The sequence below is a fragment of the Rugamonas violacea genome, from assembly GCF_016461825.1.
In the GTDB taxonomy this organism is placed as follows: domain Bacteria; phylum Pseudomonadota; class Gammaproteobacteria; order Burkholderiales; family Burkholderiaceae_D; genus Rugamonas.
The window spans coordinates 193,882-208,117 of sequence record NZ_JAEMNU010000037.1 but is presented as its reverse complement, the minus strand read 5'-3'; the positions used below and the strand labels follow the sequence as shown (position 1 = coordinate 208,117).

The window sequence follows — 14,236 nt, the reverse complement described above, 5'->3', positions numbered from 1 at the left end:
GATTAACGCGAGTACAGTTCGACGATCAGCGATTCGTTGACGTCGTTGGCGATTTCGTTACGCTCTGGCAGGGACTTGAAGGTGCCTTCCATTTTCTTGGCATCAACCGAAACCCAGCTAGGCATGCCAACTTGTTCGGCCAGCGACAGCGCTTCAACGATACGCACTTGCTTTTTCGATTTTTCGCGAACGGCGATGATGTCGCCGATTTTGACCGCGTACGAAGCGATGTTGACAACGATACCGTTGACGGTGAACGCTTTGTGCGATACCAGCTGACGCGCTTCAGCGCGGGTCGAGCCGAAGCCCATGCGGTAGGCGACGTTGTCCAGACGGGTTTCCAGCAACTTCAACAGCGTTTCGCCGGTGTTGCCTTTACGACGGTCCGCTTCGGCGAAGTAGCGGCGGAACTGACGTTCCAGCACGCCGTACATGCGCTTGACTTTTTGTTTTTCGCGCAGTTGGTTGCCGTAGTCCGAGGTGCGGGCGCCGGATTTAACGCCGTGCTGGCCTGGTTTGACGTCCAGTTTGCACTTGCTGTCGAGCGAGCGACGTGCGCTCTTCAGGAACAGGTCAGTGCCTTCACGACGGGAAAGTTTTGCTTTAGGTCCGATATAACGTGCCACGATGCTTCCTTTGTTTAAATAATAACGCCCCAGCCACACACATGGAAACCATGCTGATGCGGTTAGGCGCTAGTCTGGTCCTGCTTCGGCCAGACGGTGGCTAAAAACGAAAAACCCGCCAAAACAGTTCGGCAGGCGTCAATAGCCGGGCAGTATAACCGTTTCCGGCTGCCTGCTCCAGCGATTTTTCTCTACGACTTGTGCATGACACCGGGTGCCACGCCTGAAACGGGCCGATCTCGACGACAGAAGGCGGGCGAGCGAACCCGCCGCCGACTGCGTATTAGATACGACGACGCTTCGGAGGACGGCAGCCGTTGTGCGGTACTGGGGTAACGTCCTGGATCTCGGTGATCTTGATGCCCAGGTTGTTCAGTGCGCGCACCGCGGATTCGCGACCAGGACCAGGGCCCTTGATACGCACTTCCAGGTTCTTCACGCCGCATTCAACTGCGACTTTACCAGCCGCTTCGGCCGCAACCTGCGCTGCGAACGGGGTCGATTTGCGCGAACCCTTGAAGCCAGCGCCACCGGAGGTCGCCCACGACAGGGCATTGCCCTGACGGTCGGTGATGGTGATGATGGTGTTGTTGAAGGAAGCGTGAACGTGCGCGATACCTTCGGCGACGTTCTTCTTGACCTTTTTGCGGACGCGCGCTGCTGCTGCGCTGCTTTGTTGCTTAGCCATGTGATTTCCCTAGATTATTTCTTGAGCGATTGTGCGGCTTTGCGTGGACCCTTGCGAGTACGCGCATTGGTACGGGTACGCTGGCCGCGGACCGGCAGGCCCTTACGGTGACGCATACCACGGTAGCAACCCAGATCCATCAAACGCTTGATGTTCATCGAGATTTCACGACGCAGGTCGCCTTCGACGATGAATTTTGCTACTTCATCGCGGAGCTTTTCCAGTTCGTTGTCATCCAGATCTTTGACCTTTTTGTCGGTCGCAATACCCGTCGCGGCGCAGATGAACTGTGCGCGTGGGCGGCCTACGCCGTAGATGGCCGTCAGGCCGATTACGGTGTGCTGATGATTGGGGATATTAACCCCTGCAATACGTGCCATTCGTTATTCCTCGATAAATAACGGTTATTAACCTTGACGCTGCTTGTGACGCGGTTCGACGCAGATTACGCGAACGACGCCTTTGCGCTTGATGATCTTGCAGTTGCGGCAGATCCGCTTGACTGAGGCGTTAACTTTCATTTTGCTCTCTCTTAAGTTCGATTATCTATTTACTTGGTCCGGAACACGATGCGGGCTCGGCTCAAATCGTAAGGTGTCAGTTCTACCGTCACCTTGTCGCCAGGAAGAATGCGGATATAGTTCATCCGCATTTTACCCGAAATATGGCCGAGCACCACGTGCCCGTTCTCCAGCTTCACTCGAAATGTTGCATTCGGGAGATTCTCAAGAATCTCGCCCTGCATCTGTATGACGTCGTCTTTTGCCATTCGGTATGTTTACCAGCGCTTATCGCGTCGGAATTCCGCCCTTGAAGTTTGCTTTGCGCAGCAGCGATTCATATTGCTGCGACATCACGTAGTTCTGTACCTGCGCCATGAAGTCCATGGTGACAACTACAATAATCAACAGAGAAGTACCACCAAAATAGAACGGTACCTTCCACTGGGCTTGCATAAATTCCGGCAACAAACACACCAAAGTGATGTAGATGGCGCCTGCCAGCGTCAATCGCGTGAGGATCTTGTCGATGTAACGGGCTGTCTGCTCACCGGGACGAATCCCTGGCACGAAGGCCCCGCTCTTCTTCAAGTTATCCGCCGTTTCCTTGCTGTTGAACACCAAAGCGGTGTAGAAGAAGCAGAAGAACACGATGGCGATGGCGTACAACAGTGCGTGGATAGGCTCGCCTGGCCCCATCGATGCTGCCAAATCTTTCAAGAACCGGATCGCCGGGTTGGCCTGATCGGCGCCCTTCGAGAACCAGTCCAGGATCGTGGTCGGGAACAAGATAATCGACGAAGCGAAGATCGGTGGGATCACGCCGGCCATGTTCAATTTCAATGGCAGGTGTGACGTCTGTCCACCGTAAATCTTGTTACCTACCTGGCGTTTCGCATAGTTCACCAGAATCTTGCGCTGACCGCGTTCGACAAACACCACGAAGAACGTCACCAACGCCACCAAGGCCACGATGATGATCGCCGAGAAGCTGCCGATCGCACCGTTGCTGACCTGGGCGAACAAACTACCCAGGGCGCTCGGCAGACCGGCGGCGATGCCGGCGAAGATGATGATCGAGATGCCGTTACCCAAGCCGCGCTCGGTAATCTGCTCACCCAACCACATCAGGAACATGGTGCCGGTCAACAGCGTAACGACCGTCACGAAACGGAATGCCAGACCGGGGTCCAGCACCAGGCCAGCTTGCGATTCCAGTGCGACTGCGATGCCGAGCGCTTGGAAGGTCGCCAGTGCCACCGTGAAATACCGGGTGTACTGGGTGATCTTGCGCCGGCCTGCTTCGCCTTCTTTTTTGAGCGCTTCCATCTGCGGCGAAACGATCGACAGCAATTGCATGATGATCGAGGCCGAGATGTAAGGCGTGATACCCAGCGCAAACACTGCGAAGCGCGAGAGGGCGCCGCCACTGAACATGTTGAACATGCCCAGGAAACCGCCCTCTTGCGACTTGAACAGCGCGGCTAATTGTACCGGATCGATCCCGGGAACCGGGACGTGAGCGCCGATACGATAAACCACCAATGCGCCAAGCAAAAACCACAGCCGTCCCCAGGGGAAGCCGGCCGCTGCACTTTTAGCAAGTTGTGGATTAGTCGCCAATTTTCGCTCCGATCAAGCTGTTAGCGGTCAACTCAGGCTACCGAGCCGCCGGCTGCTTCGATGGCGGCTTTCGCGCCAGCGGTCACTTTCAGGCCTTTGAGGTTCACCGCTTTGGTGATCTCGCCGGACAGAATGACGCGCACGTCGCGGGCCAGCACGCCGAGCACGCCAGCTTGCTTGAGCACCAGGATGTCGACTTCGCCGACCGCCAGATTGTTCAGATCGGACAGGCGCACTTCAGCTTTGAAGGTCGCGTTGAGCGATTTGAAACCACGCTTAGGCAAGCGGCGTTGCAGAGGCATCTGACCGCCCTCGAAACCGACTTTGTGGAAGCCGCCCGAACGCGATTTTTGACCCTTGTGACCACGGCCTGAGGTTTTACCCAGACCGGAGCCGATACCGCGGCCGACGCGACGCTTGTAGTGCTTGGCGCCGTCAGCTGGTTGAATGGTATTCAGTTCCATGATTTCTCCGTTGGTAAGCCCGAAGGCTTACGCGACTACTTTAACGAGGTACGAGACTTTGTTGATCATGCCGCGCACGGATGGGGTGTCCTGCAACTCGGCAACCGAGTTAACACGACGCAGACCCAGGCCGCGTACGGTGGCACGGTGGTCTTCACGCGTGCCGATCAAGCCCTTGACCAATTGTACTTTGACTGTTTTTGTCATGATGTCCACCTTAGCCCAGGATGTCTTCAACCGACTTGCCGCGCTTGGCGGCGATGTCGGATGCAGTGCTCATTTTCGACAGACCGTCGAGCGTGGCGCGAACCAGGTTGTAAGGGTTCGACGAGCCGGTGGATTTCGCCACCACGTCCGTCACGCCCATTACTTCGAAGATCGCGCGCATCGCGCCGCCGGCGATGACGCCAGTACCTGGCTTGGCCGGGTTCATCATCACTTTCGACGCGCCATGACGGCCGTAGACGGTGTGATGCAGGGTGCCGTTCTTCAGGGGCACCTTGATCAGGTTGCGGCGGGCTTCTTCCATTGCCTTTTGCACACCAACCGGTACTTCCTTCGACTTGCCCTTGCCCATGCCGATGCGGCCATCGCCGTCACCAACTACGGTCAGCGCGGCGAAACCCATGATACGACCACCCTTGACCACTTTGGTCACGCGGTTGATCGCGATCATTTTTTCGCGCATGCCATCATCCGGCTTGTCGGATTGCATTTTTGCTTGCATTTTTGCCATGATCGTTCCTTAGAACTTCAGACCGGCTTCACGCGCGGCTTCTGCCAGCGCCTTCACACGGCCGTGGTAACGGAAACCGGAGCGGTCAAACGCGACTTCGGTGATTCCAGCTTTCAAAGCTTTCTCAGCGACGCGCTTGCCGACCAGTGCGGCGGCGGCGGCGTTGCCACCCTTGCCGGACTTGCCTGCCAGTTCGGTGCGCACTTCGACTTCAGCCGTCGACGCCGACACCAGAACTTTAGCGTCCGGGCTGATCAGGTTCGCGTAAATGTGCAGGTTGGTGCGGTGCACCGACAGGCGATTTACTTTCAGTTCCGCGATCTTGATGCGGGTTTGGCGTCCGCGGCGAAGCCGTGATTCTTTCTTATCCATCGTCAGCCCCTAATTACTTCTTCTTGGTTTCTTTGATCTTAACCACTTCGTCCGCATAGCGAACGCCCTTGCCCTTGTAAGGCTCAGGAGCGCGGTAAGCACGAACTTCGGCGGCGACTTGGCCCACCTGCTGGCGATCGATACCCTTGATCAGGATTTCGGTCGGCGTCGCGGTGGCGCAGGTCACGCCGGCTGGCATCGCATGGACCACAGGGTGCGAGAAGCCCAGGGACAGATTCAGCTTGTCACCTTGTGCTTGCGCCTTGTAACCCACACCAACCAGGTTCAGCTTTTTCTCGAAACCCTTGGTGACGCCGGTGACCATGTTGTTGACCAGGGCGCGCAGCGTGCCGGACATGGCATTGGCTTCGCGGCTGTCGTTGGCCGGGGCGAAATTGAGGGTTCCTGCGTTGTTTTCCACCGTCACCAGGCCGTTCAGGCTCTGGGTCAGGACGCCCAGGGGGCCCTTGACGGTGATCGCTTGTGCGGAGATGGCGACTTCGGCGCCGGCCGGCACAGCGATTGGCATTTTAGCTACTCGAGACATGTCAAACTCCTTATGCGACGTAGCAAATAACTTCGCCGCCGACACCGGTAGCGCGTGCTTTGCGGTCAGTCATGACGCCTTGCGGAGTCGACACGATCGCCACACCCAAGCCATTCATCACAGTAGGGATCTCGTCTTTGCCCTTGTAGACGCGCAGGCCCGGACGGGACACGCGCTCAAGGCGCTCGATGACGGGACGGCCAACATAATACTTCAAACCGATCTTCAGTTCCGCCTTGCCACCAGTTTCGGCGACGGCGAAATCTTCAATGTAACCCTCGTCCTTCAGGACGTTGGCAATCGCAATTTTGACTTTCGACGATGGCATGGCCACGGTCGTTTTTTGCACGCCCTGGGCGTTACGAATGCGGGTCAGCATATCGGCGATAGGATCGCTCATACTCATTGCATATTCTCCTATTACCAGCTTGCTTTAGTCATACCCGGGATCTCACCACGCATGGCGAATTCACGGAGCTTGATACGACCCAGACCGAATTTACGGAATGTGCCGCGAGGACGACCGGTGATGGCGCAGCGGTTACGCTGGCGAGTCGGAGCGGAGTTACGTGGCAGCGCCTGCAGTTTCAGGCGAGCTTCGTAACGCTCTTCTTCCGACTTCGACTGGTCATCAATGATGGCCTTCAGCGAAGCGCGCTTGCCGGCAAACTTGTTTGCCAGGTCGACACGTTTCTGCTCACGATTAATCAGTGCGAGTTTTGCCATGATCTCAGTTTCTGAACGGGAATTTAAAGGCGGCGAGGAGTGCTTTCGCTTCGTCGTCGGTCTTGGCGGTGGTGGTGATCGAAATGTTCATACCACGCAGCGCATCAATCTTGTCGTACTCGATCTCAGGGAAGATGATCTGTTCCTTGACACCGATGTTGTAGTTGCCACGACCGTCGAACGAACGACCGGACACACCACGGAAATCGCGCACGCGCGGCAGGGCCACGGTAATGAAGCGATCCAGGAACTCGTACATGCGAGCGCCGCGCAGGGTGACCATGGTGCCGATCGGATAGCCTTCACGGATTTTGAAACCCGCGATTGCTTTACGCGACTTGGTGGTCACTGGCTTCTGGCCGGCGATCTTGGTCAGATCGCCAACAGCGTGCTCAAGGACCTTCTTGTCAGCGATAGCCTCACCAACACCCATGTTCAGGGTGATCTTGGTCAGACGTGGAACTTCCATTACCGACTTGTAACCAAATTTCGTGGTCAGGTCGGTAACGACTTTATCTTTATAGAACTCTTGGAGACGTGCCATGATTTCTTAAGCCTTCACTACTTCGCCGGACGATTTAAAGACGCGGACTTTTTTGCCGTCCACTTCTTTGAAACCAACACGGTCTGCCTTGCCAGACGCTGCATTGAACAATGCAACGTTGGACACGTGAATCGGCATTGTCTTGTCGACGATACCACCTTGAACGCCAGTCATTGGGTTAGGCTTGGTCGCTTTTTTGGCGACGTTGATGCCTTCAACCACGACGTGCTCAGCGTCGATGCGCTGCTGAACCACGCCACGTTTGCCCTTATCTTTCCCGGTCAGAACGATGACTTCGTCGTTTTTACGAATCTTATCCATTACGACTCCTTACAGGACTTCCGGTGCCAGGGACACGATCTTCATGAACTTTTCAGTGCGCAGTTCGCGCGTGACTGGTCCAAAAATACGGGTACCGATCGGTTCCAGCTTGGCGTTCAGCAGGACAGCAGCGTTGCTGTCGAACTTCACCAGGGAACCGTCTTGGCGGCGCACACCTTTAGCGGTGCGCACAACCACGGCGTTATAAATTTCACCTTTTTTGACACGGCCACGTGGCGCGGCAACCTTGATGGTCACCTTGATCACGTCGCCGATGCCAGCATAACGGCGCTTGGAGCCGCCCAATACCTTGATGCACATGACTTCTTTGGCACCGGTATTGTCAGCCACTTCGAGCCGGCTTTCAGTTTGAATCATAGTATTCTCTTTCCCAACTTAAGCCGAAGAATCCACACAATGTAGACCCGCGGTCAGTCTTGGTCCCGCCAGTGGCGCCCGTGGGGCCCCGCTGTTTGGGTGCTTGACCTTCGTACTGCACTGACCGCGAATGCTACTGTCTGTGACCAGACACTTTGCGGCGTTACATGAACGAAGCCCGCAAGTATCACATACAATTTGCGGGCTTGCAAGAACTAATTGAAAACACCCCCCGCCGTCGCCGGCGGGGGGTCTGACCAATTAAACGATTTGTGCGGCTTGCACCACACGAGTCACGGTCCATGCCTTCGTTTTGGAGATCGGACGACCTTCCTGGATCTCGACCGTGTCACCGGCTTTGACCTGGTTGGTTTCGTCATGCGCGTGATACTTGTTCGAGCGCATGATGATCTTGCCGTACAAAGGATGCTTGACGTGACGTTCGATCAGAACGGTAACGGTCTTGTCCATCTTGTCGGACACCACTTTACCGATCAGCGTGCGCTTGAGCGGCTTTTTCACTGGTTCGGTCATTTGGCTTCCTTGATGTTCATTACCGTCTTTACACGCGCGATGTCGCGGCGTACCTTCTTGAGCTGCGAAGTGTTGCTCAGCTGCTGCGTAGCGATTTGCATACGCATGCCGAACTGGGCCTTCAACAGCTCATTCAACTCTTGTTGCAGAGCTGCCTGGTCTTTGCCGCGGAGTTCAGTTGCTTTCATAATTCAACTCCAATTATTGGCCAACTTGGCGCACGACGAAAGTCGTGGCCAGTGGCAGTTTAGCGGCGGCAAGACGGAAAGCTTCCCGTGCCAGCGCTTCGTCCACGCCGTCCATCTCGTACAGGACTTTGCCTGGCTGGATTTCGGCGACGTAGTACTCTGGATTACCCTTACCGTTACCCATACGGACTTCGGCGGGCTTGTTCGAGATTGGCTTGTCGGGGAACACGCGGATCCAGATACGACCGCCACGTTTGATGTGACGGGTCATGGCGCGACGTGCTGCCTCGATTTGGCGTGCCGTGATACGACCACGGGCAACCGCTTTCAGACCGAATTCGCCGAACGACACGGCGGTGCCGCGGCTGTGCGAAATGCCGGTGTTACGGCCTTTCTGCTCTTTACGATACTTTCTGCGTGCTGGTTGCAGCATGATTATTCTCCTGCTTTCTCAGCTGGCGCAGCAACGACGGCCGGTTTAGCGGCGGTACGCACACGTGCACCTGGTGCTGTGGATGGTTTCGCACCGGCGCCGGCTGGACGCGGACGGCCAGCTGGTTTGCCGTCGTCACGACGTGGACCGCGGCTTTTCTTCTCGTCCGGCGGGGTGTCGATGACTGGTGCGTCGCCGTTCGGCGCGCGGTCACCCTTGTACACCCACACTTTGACACCGATGATGCCGTAGGTGGTCGACGCTTCGCTGGTACCGTAGTCGATATCGGCGCGCAGGGTGTGCAGAGGCACGCGACCTTCGCGATACCACTCTTTACGAGCGATTTCGATACCGTTCAGACGGCCCGACGACATGATCTTGATGCCCAGGGCACCCAGACGCATGGCGTTCTGCATCGCGCGTTTCATGGCGCGGCGGAACATGATGCGCTTTTCCAGCTGTTGGGCGATCGAATCGGCGATCAGCTGCGAGTCGATTTCCGGCTTGCGGATTTCTTCGATATTGACGTGTACCGGCACACCCATGATTTTGGTCAGGGCCGCTTTCAGCACTTCGATATCTTCGCCTTTTTTACCGATGACCACGCCCGGACGCGAGCTGTAGATCGTGAAGCGCGCGTTCTTGGCAGGACGCTCGATGACGATGCGGCCAACCGAAGCGTTCTTCAGTTTGGTTTTCAGGTAGGCGCGTGCTTTCAGATCTTCGTTGAGCATGGCAGCGAAATTGCCGTTGCCTGCATACCAACGCGATGCCCAGTTACGGGTAACCGAAAGGCGGAAGCCTGTTGGATGTATCTTCTGTCCCATCGTGACTCCTTAGTTGCCGACAGTCACGAAAATGTGACAGGATTGTTTCGAGATACGATCACCCCGGCCTTTAGCGCGTGCAGTGAAGCGCTTCAGGATCGGGCCCTTTTCGACGTAGATCGTTTTCACGAACAGTTCGTCGATGTCCGCGCCATCATTGTGCTCGGCGTTGGCGATAGCCGACTCCAGAACCTTCTTGATGATGGTCGCGCCCTTTTTTGGGCTGAATTGCAGAATGTTGAGTGCAGCGTCAACTTTCTTGCCGCGGATCAGGTCAGCGACGAGGCGACCCTTTTGATCCGACAAACGCACACCTTTGAGGATAGCTTTGGTTTCCATTATTTCTTCGCCTTCTTGTCAGCGGCATGGCCCTTGAACGTGCGGGTCAGCGCGAATTCGCCGAGCTTGTGACCAACCATGTTCTCGGAAACGTACACGGGAACGTGCAGTTTGCCGTTGTGAACGGCGATCGTCAGGCCGATGAAGTCAGGCATGATGGTCGAACGGCGGGACCAGGTTTTGATTGGCTTTTTGTCTTTGATCGCTTGCGCGGCTTCGACTTTTTTCACCAGGTGGGCGTCACAGAACGGCCCTTTTTTCAATGAACGTGTCATGTGCTACCCCTTATTTCTTGCCGCGGCGCGAGACGATCATGGAAGTAGTACGCTTGTTACGGCGTGTCTTCTTACCCTTAGTCTGTTGGCCCCAAGGCGAAACTGGATGACGACCAGCTGCTGTTTTACCTTCACCACCACCGTGCGGGTGATCGACCGGGTTCATGACCACACCGCGGACGGTAGGACGAACACCGCGCCAGCGCATCGCGCCGGCCTTACCGATTTTACGCAGGCTGTGTTCGGCATTGCCGACTTCACCCACGGTGGCACGGCACTCGATGTGCACGCGACGCACTTCACCCGAGCGCAGGCGCACTTGAGCGTAGGTACCTTCGCGCGCCATCAGGACGACGCCGGCGCCGGCGGTGCGGGCCATCTGGGCACCCTTACCTGGCAGCATTTCGACGCAGTGCATGATGGTGCCGACCGGGATGTTGCGGATCGGCAGGCAGTTGCCCGACTTGATGGGCGCTTCCGAACCGTTCATCACGCTGTCGCCAACGGCCATGCCCTTGGTGGCGATGATGTACTGGCGTTCGCCGTCGGCGTAGCACAGCAGAGCGATGTTCGCGGTGCGGTTAGGATCGTATTCGATCCGTTCCACTTTCGCTGGAATACCATCTTTCTGGCGCTTGAAGTCGATCAGGCGATAGTGCTGCTTATGACCACCGCCGATGTGGCGGGTGGTGATGTGGCCGTTGTTGTTACGACCGGCAGTTTTGGATTTTTTCTCAACCAGAGCGGCGAACGGACGACCCTTGTACAGGTCCGGGTTCACCACTTTCACCATGCCACGACGGCCTGGTGAGGTTGGTTTCATCTTAACGAGTGCCATTATTTAGCCTCCTCGGAGAAGTTGATTTCCTGGCCAGGCTTCAGGCACACGAAAGCGCGTTTGGTATGGTTGCGACGGCCGGTGTGGGCGCCAGTACGCTTCTGTTTACCTTGGCGGTTGGCTGTCTGAACCGACAGAACCTCAACCTTGAACAAGAGTTCAACGGCTGCTTTGATTTCTGGCTTGGTCGCATCCTTGGTGACACGGAATACGATCTGCTCGTTCTTTTCCGCGACCATGGTGGCCTTTTCGGAAATGACCGGAGCCAGCAGCACCTTCATCAGGCGCTCTTCGCTAAATTTCAATACCGCGCTCATGCCAGCATCTCCTCAATCTTAGCCAGTGCAGCTTTGGTGACCAGGATCTTCTTGTAGAACACCAGGGACATCGGATCTGCGTGACGTGGTTCAACAACCAGCACGTTCGGCAGGTTGCGCGATGCCAGCAGCAGGTTCTCGTCCAGCGTGTCGGTGATGATCAGCACGGAGTCGAAACCCATACCGGTCAGCTTTTGCGACAGCAGCTTGGTCTTCGGCGCTTCGATCGTCAGATCTTCGATGATCGTCAGACGGTCTTCGCGGGCCAGCTGGGACAGGATCGAGCAGATACCTGCGCGATACATCTTTTTGTTCACTTTGTGGGTGAAGTTTTCGTCAGGCGAGTTCGGGAAGATCCGACCACCGCCGCGCCACAGTGGCGACGACGACATACCAGCACGAGCGCGGCCGGTGCCTTTTTGGCGCCATGGCTTTTTCGTCGTGTGGTGAACTTCTTCACGGTCTTTCTGTTTGCGGTTACCGCCGCGCGCGTTCGCCTGATAGGCGACGACGACTTGGTGGATCAGCGCTTCGTTGTAGTCACGACCGAAAATGGTATCGGCGGCGGCGACGTTCGAGGCGGCTTGACCTTGCGCGTTCAAGAGCTTGAGTTCCATCGTTTAAGCTCCCTTCTTGGCTTTGGTTTTGACGGCTGGCGACACTACGACCTGGCCATTTTTCGCGCCTGGAATCGCACCCTTGACCAGCAGCAGCTGGCGGTCGGCGTCGATACGAGCGATGACGAGGTTCTGGATCGTACGGTTAACGTCACCCAGGTGACCGGTCATGCGCTTACCAGGGAAAACGCGGCCTGGATCTTGCGCCATACCGATGGAGCCTGGAACGTTGTGCGAACGCGAGTTACCGTGGGTAGCGCGGCCGGAAGCGAAGTGGTAACGCTTGATGACGCCGGCGTAACCCTTACCAATCGTAACGCCTTGGACGTCGACCTTTTGGCCGACTTCGAACAGGGAAGCGGCAACGACATCGCCGGCTTTCAGTTCTGCTGCCTTGGTGGCGTCGACGCGGAACTCTTTCAACAGAGTACCGGCTTCAACACCAGCTTTGGCGTGATGACCAGCAACAGCCTTGGTCACGCGGGAAGCGCGACGTTGACCGAATGCGACCTGAACAGCGGAGTAACCGTCTGTTTCAGGAGTTTTGATTTGCGCAACACGATTGTTCGATACGTCCAACACGGTGACAGGAATCGAATCCCCTTCGTCCGTGAAAATGCGCATCATACCAACCTTGCGACCGAGGAGGCCTAGGCTCATTTTTTCTCCATTCCCACCTGCGATTGGGCGGGGCTTGTTTAACTACAAAGTAACGTATGAACTCAAAAAGGACGAATCCATACCGAAGCCGGCTAGTGTATCTTGAATAGGGCCTTGACGCAACAACTTAATACGGGTTATGTCGCGCTTCCGCGCCGCCGCCGGCACGCGCCGGCGACGCGCCGGGCGGGAAGTGGAAATGTTATCTTGATGATAATTATTTTGTGCTACATTGCAGCCTTCCCGACAAGCAAGGAAAACCATGCGAACACACACCAGAATGAGCGCCGGCCTAGTCCTGCTGGGCGCCGCCGCGCTGTTGGCCGCGGCCCCGGCACGGGCCGCCGCGCCGGCCCGGATGGTCGACGACTACGCCAAGATGTGCGTCGATTCGGCGGCCTCGCCGGCCCCCTAACGCGAGGGCGACCTCAAGGGCAATGCCAAGCTGGGCGAGTACTGCCACTGCTTCGGCGCCAAGTTCGCCGAGCGGGCCATGGGCGCGCTGGCGGAGCTGGAAAAGCAGGACGATCCAGGCAAGGTGGCCAGTGCGGCCGAGCTGAAGGAGTCGAACCGGCAGGAGGCGGCCATGCGCAACGACTGCCGGAAAAAGCTGGGGCTGGCGCTGCGCAAATAGGGCCGGCCAGCCGCGCGCCGGCCAGCCCCACGGGCCGGGCCTAGTGGGTCTCGCAGTAGTAGTCGCAGTCCGCGCGCTGCATGGCGCAGAGCTCGCTCACCTGCGGCGTCGAGAAGCGGCCGACGCAGTCCTGCCAGGCAAGGGCGCAGCGCGTCAGGCAGGTCTCCTGCGTGCCCGCATAGACGCTCGACGCGCCCAAGCCGAGGGCAAACAGGAACAAACTGATCTTCAATTTCATGTGGTTTCTCCATTGCCAGCAACGCTGGCGATATCGTTCCCGGCAGCGGCGGCCGGTGGGTGTGCTGGCGGGCGCCCGGAGGGGCCCGCCAGTGGCGGACGGCAATCCTTACGTGCAATCGCCGTAGCACTCGGCACGCAGCTGCTTGCAGGCGGCCGGCGTGTCGTATTTCAGGCAGGAACGGTATTGCTGATCGCACTGGTAAGTGCAAGGTGTCGACGCGACGGCCATCGACGCGCCCAAGCCGAGGGCGAACAGGAACAAGCTGATCTTCAATTTCATGGGGTTTCTCCAAAACTCAGTGATTGGCCGGAGGAATGCTGCGACACCGCCAAGCCGGCCCATGGCGGCTCGGCGTCAAGGGCGCGGTCCACGTGCAGTCACGCCGGGAGGCGGGTGCAGCGGCCCCGCCGGCATGCGTGCGTCGTCGGCCGCCCTCCACGCCGGCGGATCAGAGCGGCGAAGCGTGGTCGCAACGGTCGTAGCAGGCGTCGCGCCGCGCCAGGCAGGTGGGGATGCCGCCGGGAACGTCGGTCTTGATGCAGTAGCGGTACTCGTAGTCGCAGTTGTTGCGGCAAGTGCCGACCGGCGGATAGGCGTAGGCGGCGGACATGCCGAGGCCGAGGGCGAACAGGAACAGGGTGAACTTGGCTTGTATTTTCATGACGGGTCTCCAAAGTTGAATCCGGCCTGCCGGCGCCGGATCGCGGCGACGGCAGGGCTAACCGGCGGCGACTGTCGCCGGCTTGAAACTCGGCCATAGGCCAGCGAACTCCCCATGCCCAAGGTGAACAACAACAAAGTCAATTTC

General features: G+C 57.5%; 31 protein-coding genes. 2 read left to right on the top strand and 29 right to left on the bottom strand.

Annotation, left to right across the window (positions count from 1 at the left end):
* Positions 1-2: 2 nt before the first annotated feature.
* The 26 genes from rpsD to rplC all read right to left on the bottom strand — a co-directional run bounded on the left by rpsD (position 3) and on the right by rplC (position 12,553).
* On the bottom strand, positions 3-626 hold the full coding sequence (rpsD, locus tag H7U20_RS08610) for a 30S ribosomal protein S4 (protein WP_199519154.1): 624 nt from the start codon (positions 624-626) through the stop codon (positions 3-5).
* Positions 627-909: 283 nt separating this feature from the next.
* Complete coding sequence (rpsK, locus tag H7U20_RS08605) at positions 910-1,314, bottom strand: 30S ribosomal protein S11 (RefSeq protein WP_008444339.1); 405 nt, start codon at positions 1,312-1,314, stop codon at positions 910-912.
* 14 nt (positions 1,315-1,328) lie between these two features.
* Complete coding sequence (gene rpsM, locus H7U20_RS08600) at positions 1,329-1,694, bottom strand: 30S ribosomal protein S13 (RefSeq protein ID WP_093390461.1); 366 nt, start codon at positions 1,692-1,694, stop codon at positions 1,329-1,331.
* Positions 1,695-1,721: 27 nt separating this feature from the next.
* Positions 1,722-1,835, bottom strand: coding sequence for a 50S ribosomal protein L36 (rpmJ, locus tag H7U20_RS08595; RefSeq protein ID WP_005663407.1), 114 nt, complete (start codon positions 1,833-1,835; stop codon positions 1,722-1,724).
* A 29-nt stretch (positions 1,836-1,864) separates the two neighbouring features.
* Entirely contained in the window at positions 1,865-2,083 is a 219-nt protein-coding gene (infA, locus tag H7U20_RS08590) for a translation initiation factor IF-1 (RefSeq protein WP_005663428.1), read from the bottom strand.
* Positions 2,084-2,102: 19 nt separating this feature from the next.
* Positions 2,103-3,437 (bottom strand): preprotein translocase subunit SecY, encoded by a 1,335-nt coding sequence (gene secY / locus H7U20_RS08585; protein ID WP_099416588.1) that lies wholly within the window; start codon positions 3,435-3,437, stop codon positions 2,103-2,105.
* Positions 3,438-3,469: 32 nt separating this feature from the next.
* On the bottom strand, positions 3,470-3,901 hold the full coding sequence (rplO, locus tag H7U20_RS08580) for a 50S ribosomal protein L15 (RefSeq protein WP_199519153.1): 432 nt from the start codon (positions 3,899-3,901) through the stop codon (positions 3,470-3,472).
* A gap of 27 nt (positions 3,902-3,928) precedes the next feature.
* Positions 3,929-4,108, bottom strand: a complete 180-nt coding sequence (gene rpmD / locus H7U20_RS08575; protein WP_217429967.1) for a 50S ribosomal protein L30 — start codon at positions 4,106-4,108, stop codon at positions 3,929-3,931.
* Between the two features lie 10 nt (positions 4,109-4,118).
* Positions 4,119-4,637, bottom strand: a complete 519-nt coding sequence (rpsE, locus tag H7U20_RS08570; protein ID WP_093390459.1) for a 30S ribosomal protein S5 — start codon at positions 4,635-4,637, stop codon at positions 4,119-4,121.
* 9 nt (positions 4,638-4,646) lie between these two features.
* Positions 4,647-5,009, bottom strand: a complete 363-nt coding sequence (gene rplR, locus H7U20_RS08565; protein ID WP_093390458.1) for a 50S ribosomal protein L18 — start codon at positions 5,007-5,009, stop codon at positions 4,647-4,649.
* A gap of 13 nt (positions 5,010-5,022) precedes the next feature.
* Complete coding sequence (gene rplF, locus H7U20_RS08560; protein ID WP_199519152.1) at positions 5,023-5,556, bottom strand: 50S ribosomal protein L6; 534 nt, start codon at positions 5,554-5,556, stop codon at positions 5,023-5,025.
* A 10-nt stretch (positions 5,557-5,566) separates the two neighbouring features.
* Positions 5,567-5,962, bottom strand: a complete 396-nt coding sequence (gene rpsH, locus H7U20_RS08555; RefSeq protein WP_154364084.1) for a 30S ribosomal protein S8 — start codon at positions 5,960-5,962, stop codon at positions 5,567-5,569.
* Positions 5,963-5,976: 14 nt separating this feature from the next.
* The gene (gene rpsN / locus H7U20_RS08550; protein ID WP_093390456.1) at positions 5,977-6,282 is read right to left on the bottom strand and encodes a 30S ribosomal protein S14; all 306 of its coding nucleotides are present in this window, start codon (positions 6,280-6,282) and stop codon (positions 5,977-5,979) included.
* A 4-nt stretch (positions 6,283-6,286) separates the two neighbouring features.
* On the bottom strand, positions 6,287-6,826 hold the full coding sequence (gene rplE, locus H7U20_RS08545; protein WP_199519151.1) for a 50S ribosomal protein L5: 540 nt from the start codon (positions 6,824-6,826) through the stop codon (positions 6,287-6,289).
* Positions 6,827-6,832: 6 nt separating this feature from the next.
* The gene (rplX, locus tag H7U20_RS08540; protein ID WP_093390454.1) at positions 6,833-7,147 is read right to left on the bottom strand and encodes a 50S ribosomal protein L24; all 315 of its coding nucleotides are present in this window, start codon (positions 7,145-7,147) and stop codon (positions 6,833-6,835) included.
* 9 nt (positions 7,148-7,156) lie between these two features.
* Positions 7,157-7,525, bottom strand: coding sequence for a 50S ribosomal protein L14 (rplN, locus tag H7U20_RS08535; RefSeq protein ID WP_099916730.1), 369 nt, complete (start codon positions 7,523-7,525; stop codon positions 7,157-7,159).
* Positions 7,526-7,786: 261 nt separating this feature from the next.
* On the bottom strand, positions 7,787-8,059 hold the full coding sequence (gene rpsQ, locus H7U20_RS08530; RefSeq protein ID WP_093390452.1) for a 30S ribosomal protein S17: 273 nt from the start codon (positions 8,057-8,059) through the stop codon (positions 7,787-7,789).
* Positions 8,056-8,247, bottom strand: a complete 192-nt coding sequence (gene rpmC / locus H7U20_RS08525; protein ID WP_199519150.1) for a 50S ribosomal protein L29 — start codon at positions 8,245-8,247, stop codon at positions 8,056-8,058. The genes rpsQ and rpmC overlap by 4 nt, the downstream gene beginning before the upstream one ends.
* A gap of 13 nt (positions 8,248-8,260) precedes the next feature.
* The gene (gene rplP, locus H7U20_RS08520; protein ID WP_093390450.1) at positions 8,261-8,680 is read right to left on the bottom strand and encodes a 50S ribosomal protein L16; all 420 of its coding nucleotides are present in this window, start codon (positions 8,678-8,680) and stop codon (positions 8,261-8,263) included.
* Positions 8,681-8,682: 2 nt separating this feature from the next.
* Positions 8,683-9,507, bottom strand: coding sequence for a 30S ribosomal protein S3 (gene rpsC / locus H7U20_RS08515; RefSeq protein WP_199519149.1), 825 nt, complete (start codon positions 9,505-9,507; stop codon positions 8,683-8,685).
* 9 nt (positions 9,508-9,516) lie between these two features.
* Positions 9,517-9,849, bottom strand: a complete 333-nt coding sequence (gene rplV / locus H7U20_RS08510) for a 50S ribosomal protein L22 (RefSeq protein WP_174900687.1) — start codon at positions 9,847-9,849, stop codon at positions 9,517-9,519.
* Positions 9,846-10,121, bottom strand: a complete 276-nt coding sequence (gene rpsS, locus H7U20_RS08505) for a 30S ribosomal protein S19 (RefSeq protein ID WP_026133139.1) — start codon at positions 10,119-10,121, stop codon at positions 9,846-9,848. The genes rplV and rpsS overlap by 4 nt, the downstream gene beginning before the upstream one ends.
* A 10-nt stretch (positions 10,122-10,131) precedes the next feature.
* Positions 10,132-10,959, bottom strand: coding sequence for a 50S ribosomal protein L2 (gene rplB, locus H7U20_RS08500; protein WP_093390447.1), 828 nt, complete (start codon positions 10,957-10,959; stop codon positions 10,132-10,134).
* Positions 10,959-11,276 carry a 50S ribosomal protein L23 gene (gene rplW, locus H7U20_RS08495; protein ID WP_093390446.1) on the bottom strand — a complete coding sequence of 106 codons (318 nt, stop codon included), beginning with the start codon at positions 11,274-11,276 and terminating at the stop codon, positions 10,959-10,961. Before rplW ends, rplB begins: the two co-directional genes overlap by 1 nt.
* Positions 11,273-11,893 (bottom strand): 50S ribosomal protein L4, encoded by a 621-nt coding sequence (gene rplD / locus H7U20_RS08490; RefSeq protein ID WP_093390445.1) that lies wholly within the window; start codon positions 11,891-11,893, stop codon positions 11,273-11,275. The genes rplW and rplD overlap by 4 nt, the downstream gene beginning before the upstream one ends.
* A 3-nt stretch (positions 11,894-11,896) precedes the next feature.
* Positions 11,897-12,553, bottom strand: coding sequence for a 50S ribosomal protein L3 (gene rplC / locus H7U20_RS08485; protein ID WP_199519148.1), 657 nt, complete (start codon positions 12,551-12,553; stop codon positions 11,897-11,899).
* Positions 12,554-12,815: 262 nt separating this feature from the next.
* On the opposite strand from rplC, the gene H7U20_RS08480 reads away from it, so the two are divergent.
* Together H7U20_RS08480 and H7U20_RS08475 are read left to right on the top strand one after the other, a co-directional pair.
* Entirely contained in the window at positions 12,816-12,968 is a 153-nt protein-coding gene (locus H7U20_RS08480) for a hypothetical protein (RefSeq protein ID WP_199519147.1), read from the top strand.
* Between the two features lie 78 nt (positions 12,969-13,046).
* Positions 13,047-13,187: a hypothetical protein gene (locus H7U20_RS08475; RefSeq protein ID WP_199519146.1), complete on the top strand. Its 141-nt coding sequence runs from the start codon at positions 13,047-13,049 to the stop codon at positions 13,185-13,187.
* A gap of 40 nt (positions 13,188-13,227) precedes the next feature.
* Here the strand turns inward: H7U20_RS08475 and H7U20_RS08470 are convergent, their stop codons facing one another.
* The 3 genes from H7U20_RS08470 to H7U20_RS08460 all read right to left on the bottom strand — a co-directional run bounded on the left by H7U20_RS08470 (position 13,228) and on the right by H7U20_RS08460 (position 14,089).
* Positions 13,228-13,425, bottom strand: coding sequence for a hypothetical protein (locus H7U20_RS08470; protein ID WP_199519145.1), 198 nt, complete (start codon positions 13,423-13,425; stop codon positions 13,228-13,230).
* 108 nt (positions 13,426-13,533) lie between these two features.
* Entirely contained in the window at positions 13,534-13,707 is a 174-nt protein-coding gene (locus tag H7U20_RS08465) for a hypothetical protein (protein WP_199519144.1), read from the bottom strand.
* A 169-nt stretch (positions 13,708-13,876) separates the two neighbouring features.
* Positions 13,877-14,089, bottom strand: coding sequence for a hypothetical protein (locus tag H7U20_RS08460; protein WP_199519143.1), 213 nt, complete (start codon positions 14,087-14,089; stop codon positions 13,877-13,879).
* Positions 14,090-14,236 lie beyond the last annotated feature (147 nt).

Bases quoted from the DNA above. Each gene is read 5' to 3' on its own strand.
- rplR (WP_093390458.1), bottom strand. From the start codon at position 5,009: ATGGATAAGAAAGAATCACGGCTTCGCCGCGGACGCCAAACCCGCATC.
- rplN (WP_099916730.1), bottom strand. From the start codon at position 7,525: ATGATTCAAACTGAAAGCCGGCTCGAAGTGGCTGACAATACCGGTGCC.
- H7U20_RS08475 (WP_199519146.1), top strand. From the start codon at position 13,047: ATGGGCGCGCTGGCGGAGCTGGAAAAGCAGGACGATCCAGGCAAGGTG.
- rpsM (WP_093390461.1), bottom strand. From the start codon at position 1,694: ATGGCACGTATTGCAGGGGTTAATATCCCCAATCATCAGCACACCGTA.
- H7U20_RS08460 (WP_199519143.1), bottom strand. From the start codon at position 14,089: ATGAAAATACAAGCCAAGTTCACCCTGTTCCTGTTCGCCCTCGGCCTC.
- rpsC (WP_199519149.1), bottom strand. From the start codon at position 9,507: ATGGGACAGAAGATACATCCAACAGGCTTCCGCCTTTCGGTTACCCGT.
- rplO (WP_199519153.1), bottom strand. From the start codon at position 3,901: ATGGAACTGAATACCATTCAACCAGCTGACGGCGCCAAGCACTACAAG.
- rpsE (WP_093390459.1), bottom strand. From the start codon at position 4,637: ATGGCAAAAATGCAAGCAAAAATGCAATCCGACAAGCCGGATGATGGC.
- rplF (WP_199519152.1), bottom strand. From the start codon at position 5,556: ATGTCTCGAGTAGCTAAAATGCCAATCGCTGTGCCGGCCGGCGCCGAA.
- rpmD (WP_217429967.1), bottom strand. From the start codon at position 4,108: ATGACAAAAACAGTCAAAGTACAATTGGTCAAGGGCTTGATCGGCACG.
- rpmC (WP_199519150.1), bottom strand. From the start codon at position 8,247: ATGAAAGCAACTGAACTCCGCGGCAAAGACCAGGCAGCTCTGCAACAA.
- rplC (WP_199519148.1), bottom strand. From the start codon at position 12,553: ATGAGCCTAGGCCTCCTCGGTCGCAAGGTTGGTATGATGCGCATTTTC.
- H7U20_RS08465 (WP_199519144.1), bottom strand. From the start codon at position 13,707: ATGAAATTGAAGATCAGCTTGTTCCTGTTCGCCCTCGGCTTGGGCGCG.
- rpsS (WP_026133139.1), bottom strand. From the start codon at position 10,121: ATGACACGTTCATTGAAAAAAGGGCCGTTCTGTGACGCCCACCTGGTG.
- rplE (WP_199519151.1), bottom strand. From the start codon at position 6,826: ATGGCACGTCTCCAAGAGTTCTATAAAGATAAAGTCGTTACCGACCTG.
- rplX (WP_093390454.1), bottom strand. From the start codon at position 7,147: ATGGATAAGATTCGTAAAAACGACGAAGTCATCGTTCTGACCGGGAAA.
- rpsN (WP_093390456.1), bottom strand. From the start codon at position 6,282: ATGGCAAAACTCGCACTGATTAATCGTGAGCAGAAACGTGTCGACCTG.
- rplD (WP_093390445.1), bottom strand. From the start codon at position 11,893: ATGGAACTCAAGCTCTTGAACGCGCAAGGTCAAGCCGCCTCGAACGTC.
- rpsH (WP_154364084.1), bottom strand. From the start codon at position 5,962: ATGAGTATGAGCGATCCTATCGCCGATATGCTGACCCGCATTCGTAAC.
- rpsK (WP_008444339.1), bottom strand. From the start codon at position 1,314: ATGGCTAAGCAACAAAGCAGCGCAGCAGCAGCGCGCGTCCGCAAAAAG.
- rplP (WP_093390450.1), bottom strand. From the start codon at position 8,680: ATGCTGCAACCAGCACGCAGAAAGTATCGTAAAGAGCAGAAAGGCCGT.
- H7U20_RS08470 (WP_199519145.1), bottom strand. From the start codon at position 13,425: ATGAAATTGAAGATCAGTTTGTTCCTGTTTGCCCTCGGCTTGGGCGCG.
- infA (WP_005663428.1), bottom strand. From the start codon at position 2,083: ATGGCAAAAGACGACGTCATACAGATGCAGGGCGAGATTCTTGAGAAT.
- rpmJ (WP_005663407.1), bottom strand. From the start codon at position 1,835: ATGAAAGTTAACGCCTCAGTCAAGCGGATCTGCCGCAACTGCAAGATC.
- rpsQ (WP_093390452.1), bottom strand. From the start codon at position 8,059: ATGACCGAACCAGTGAAAAAGCCGCTCAAGCGCACGCTGATCGGTAAA.
- rplB (WP_093390447.1), bottom strand. From the start codon at position 10,959: ATGGCACTCGTTAAGATGAAACCAACCTCACCAGGCCGTCGTGGCATG.
- rplW (WP_093390446.1), bottom strand. From the start codon at position 11,276: ATGAGCGCGGTATTGAAATTTAGCGAAGAGCGCCTGATGAAGGTGCTG.
- H7U20_RS08480 (WP_199519147.1), top strand. From the start codon at position 12,816: ATGCGAACACACACCAGAATGAGCGCCGGCCTAGTCCTGCTGGGCGCC.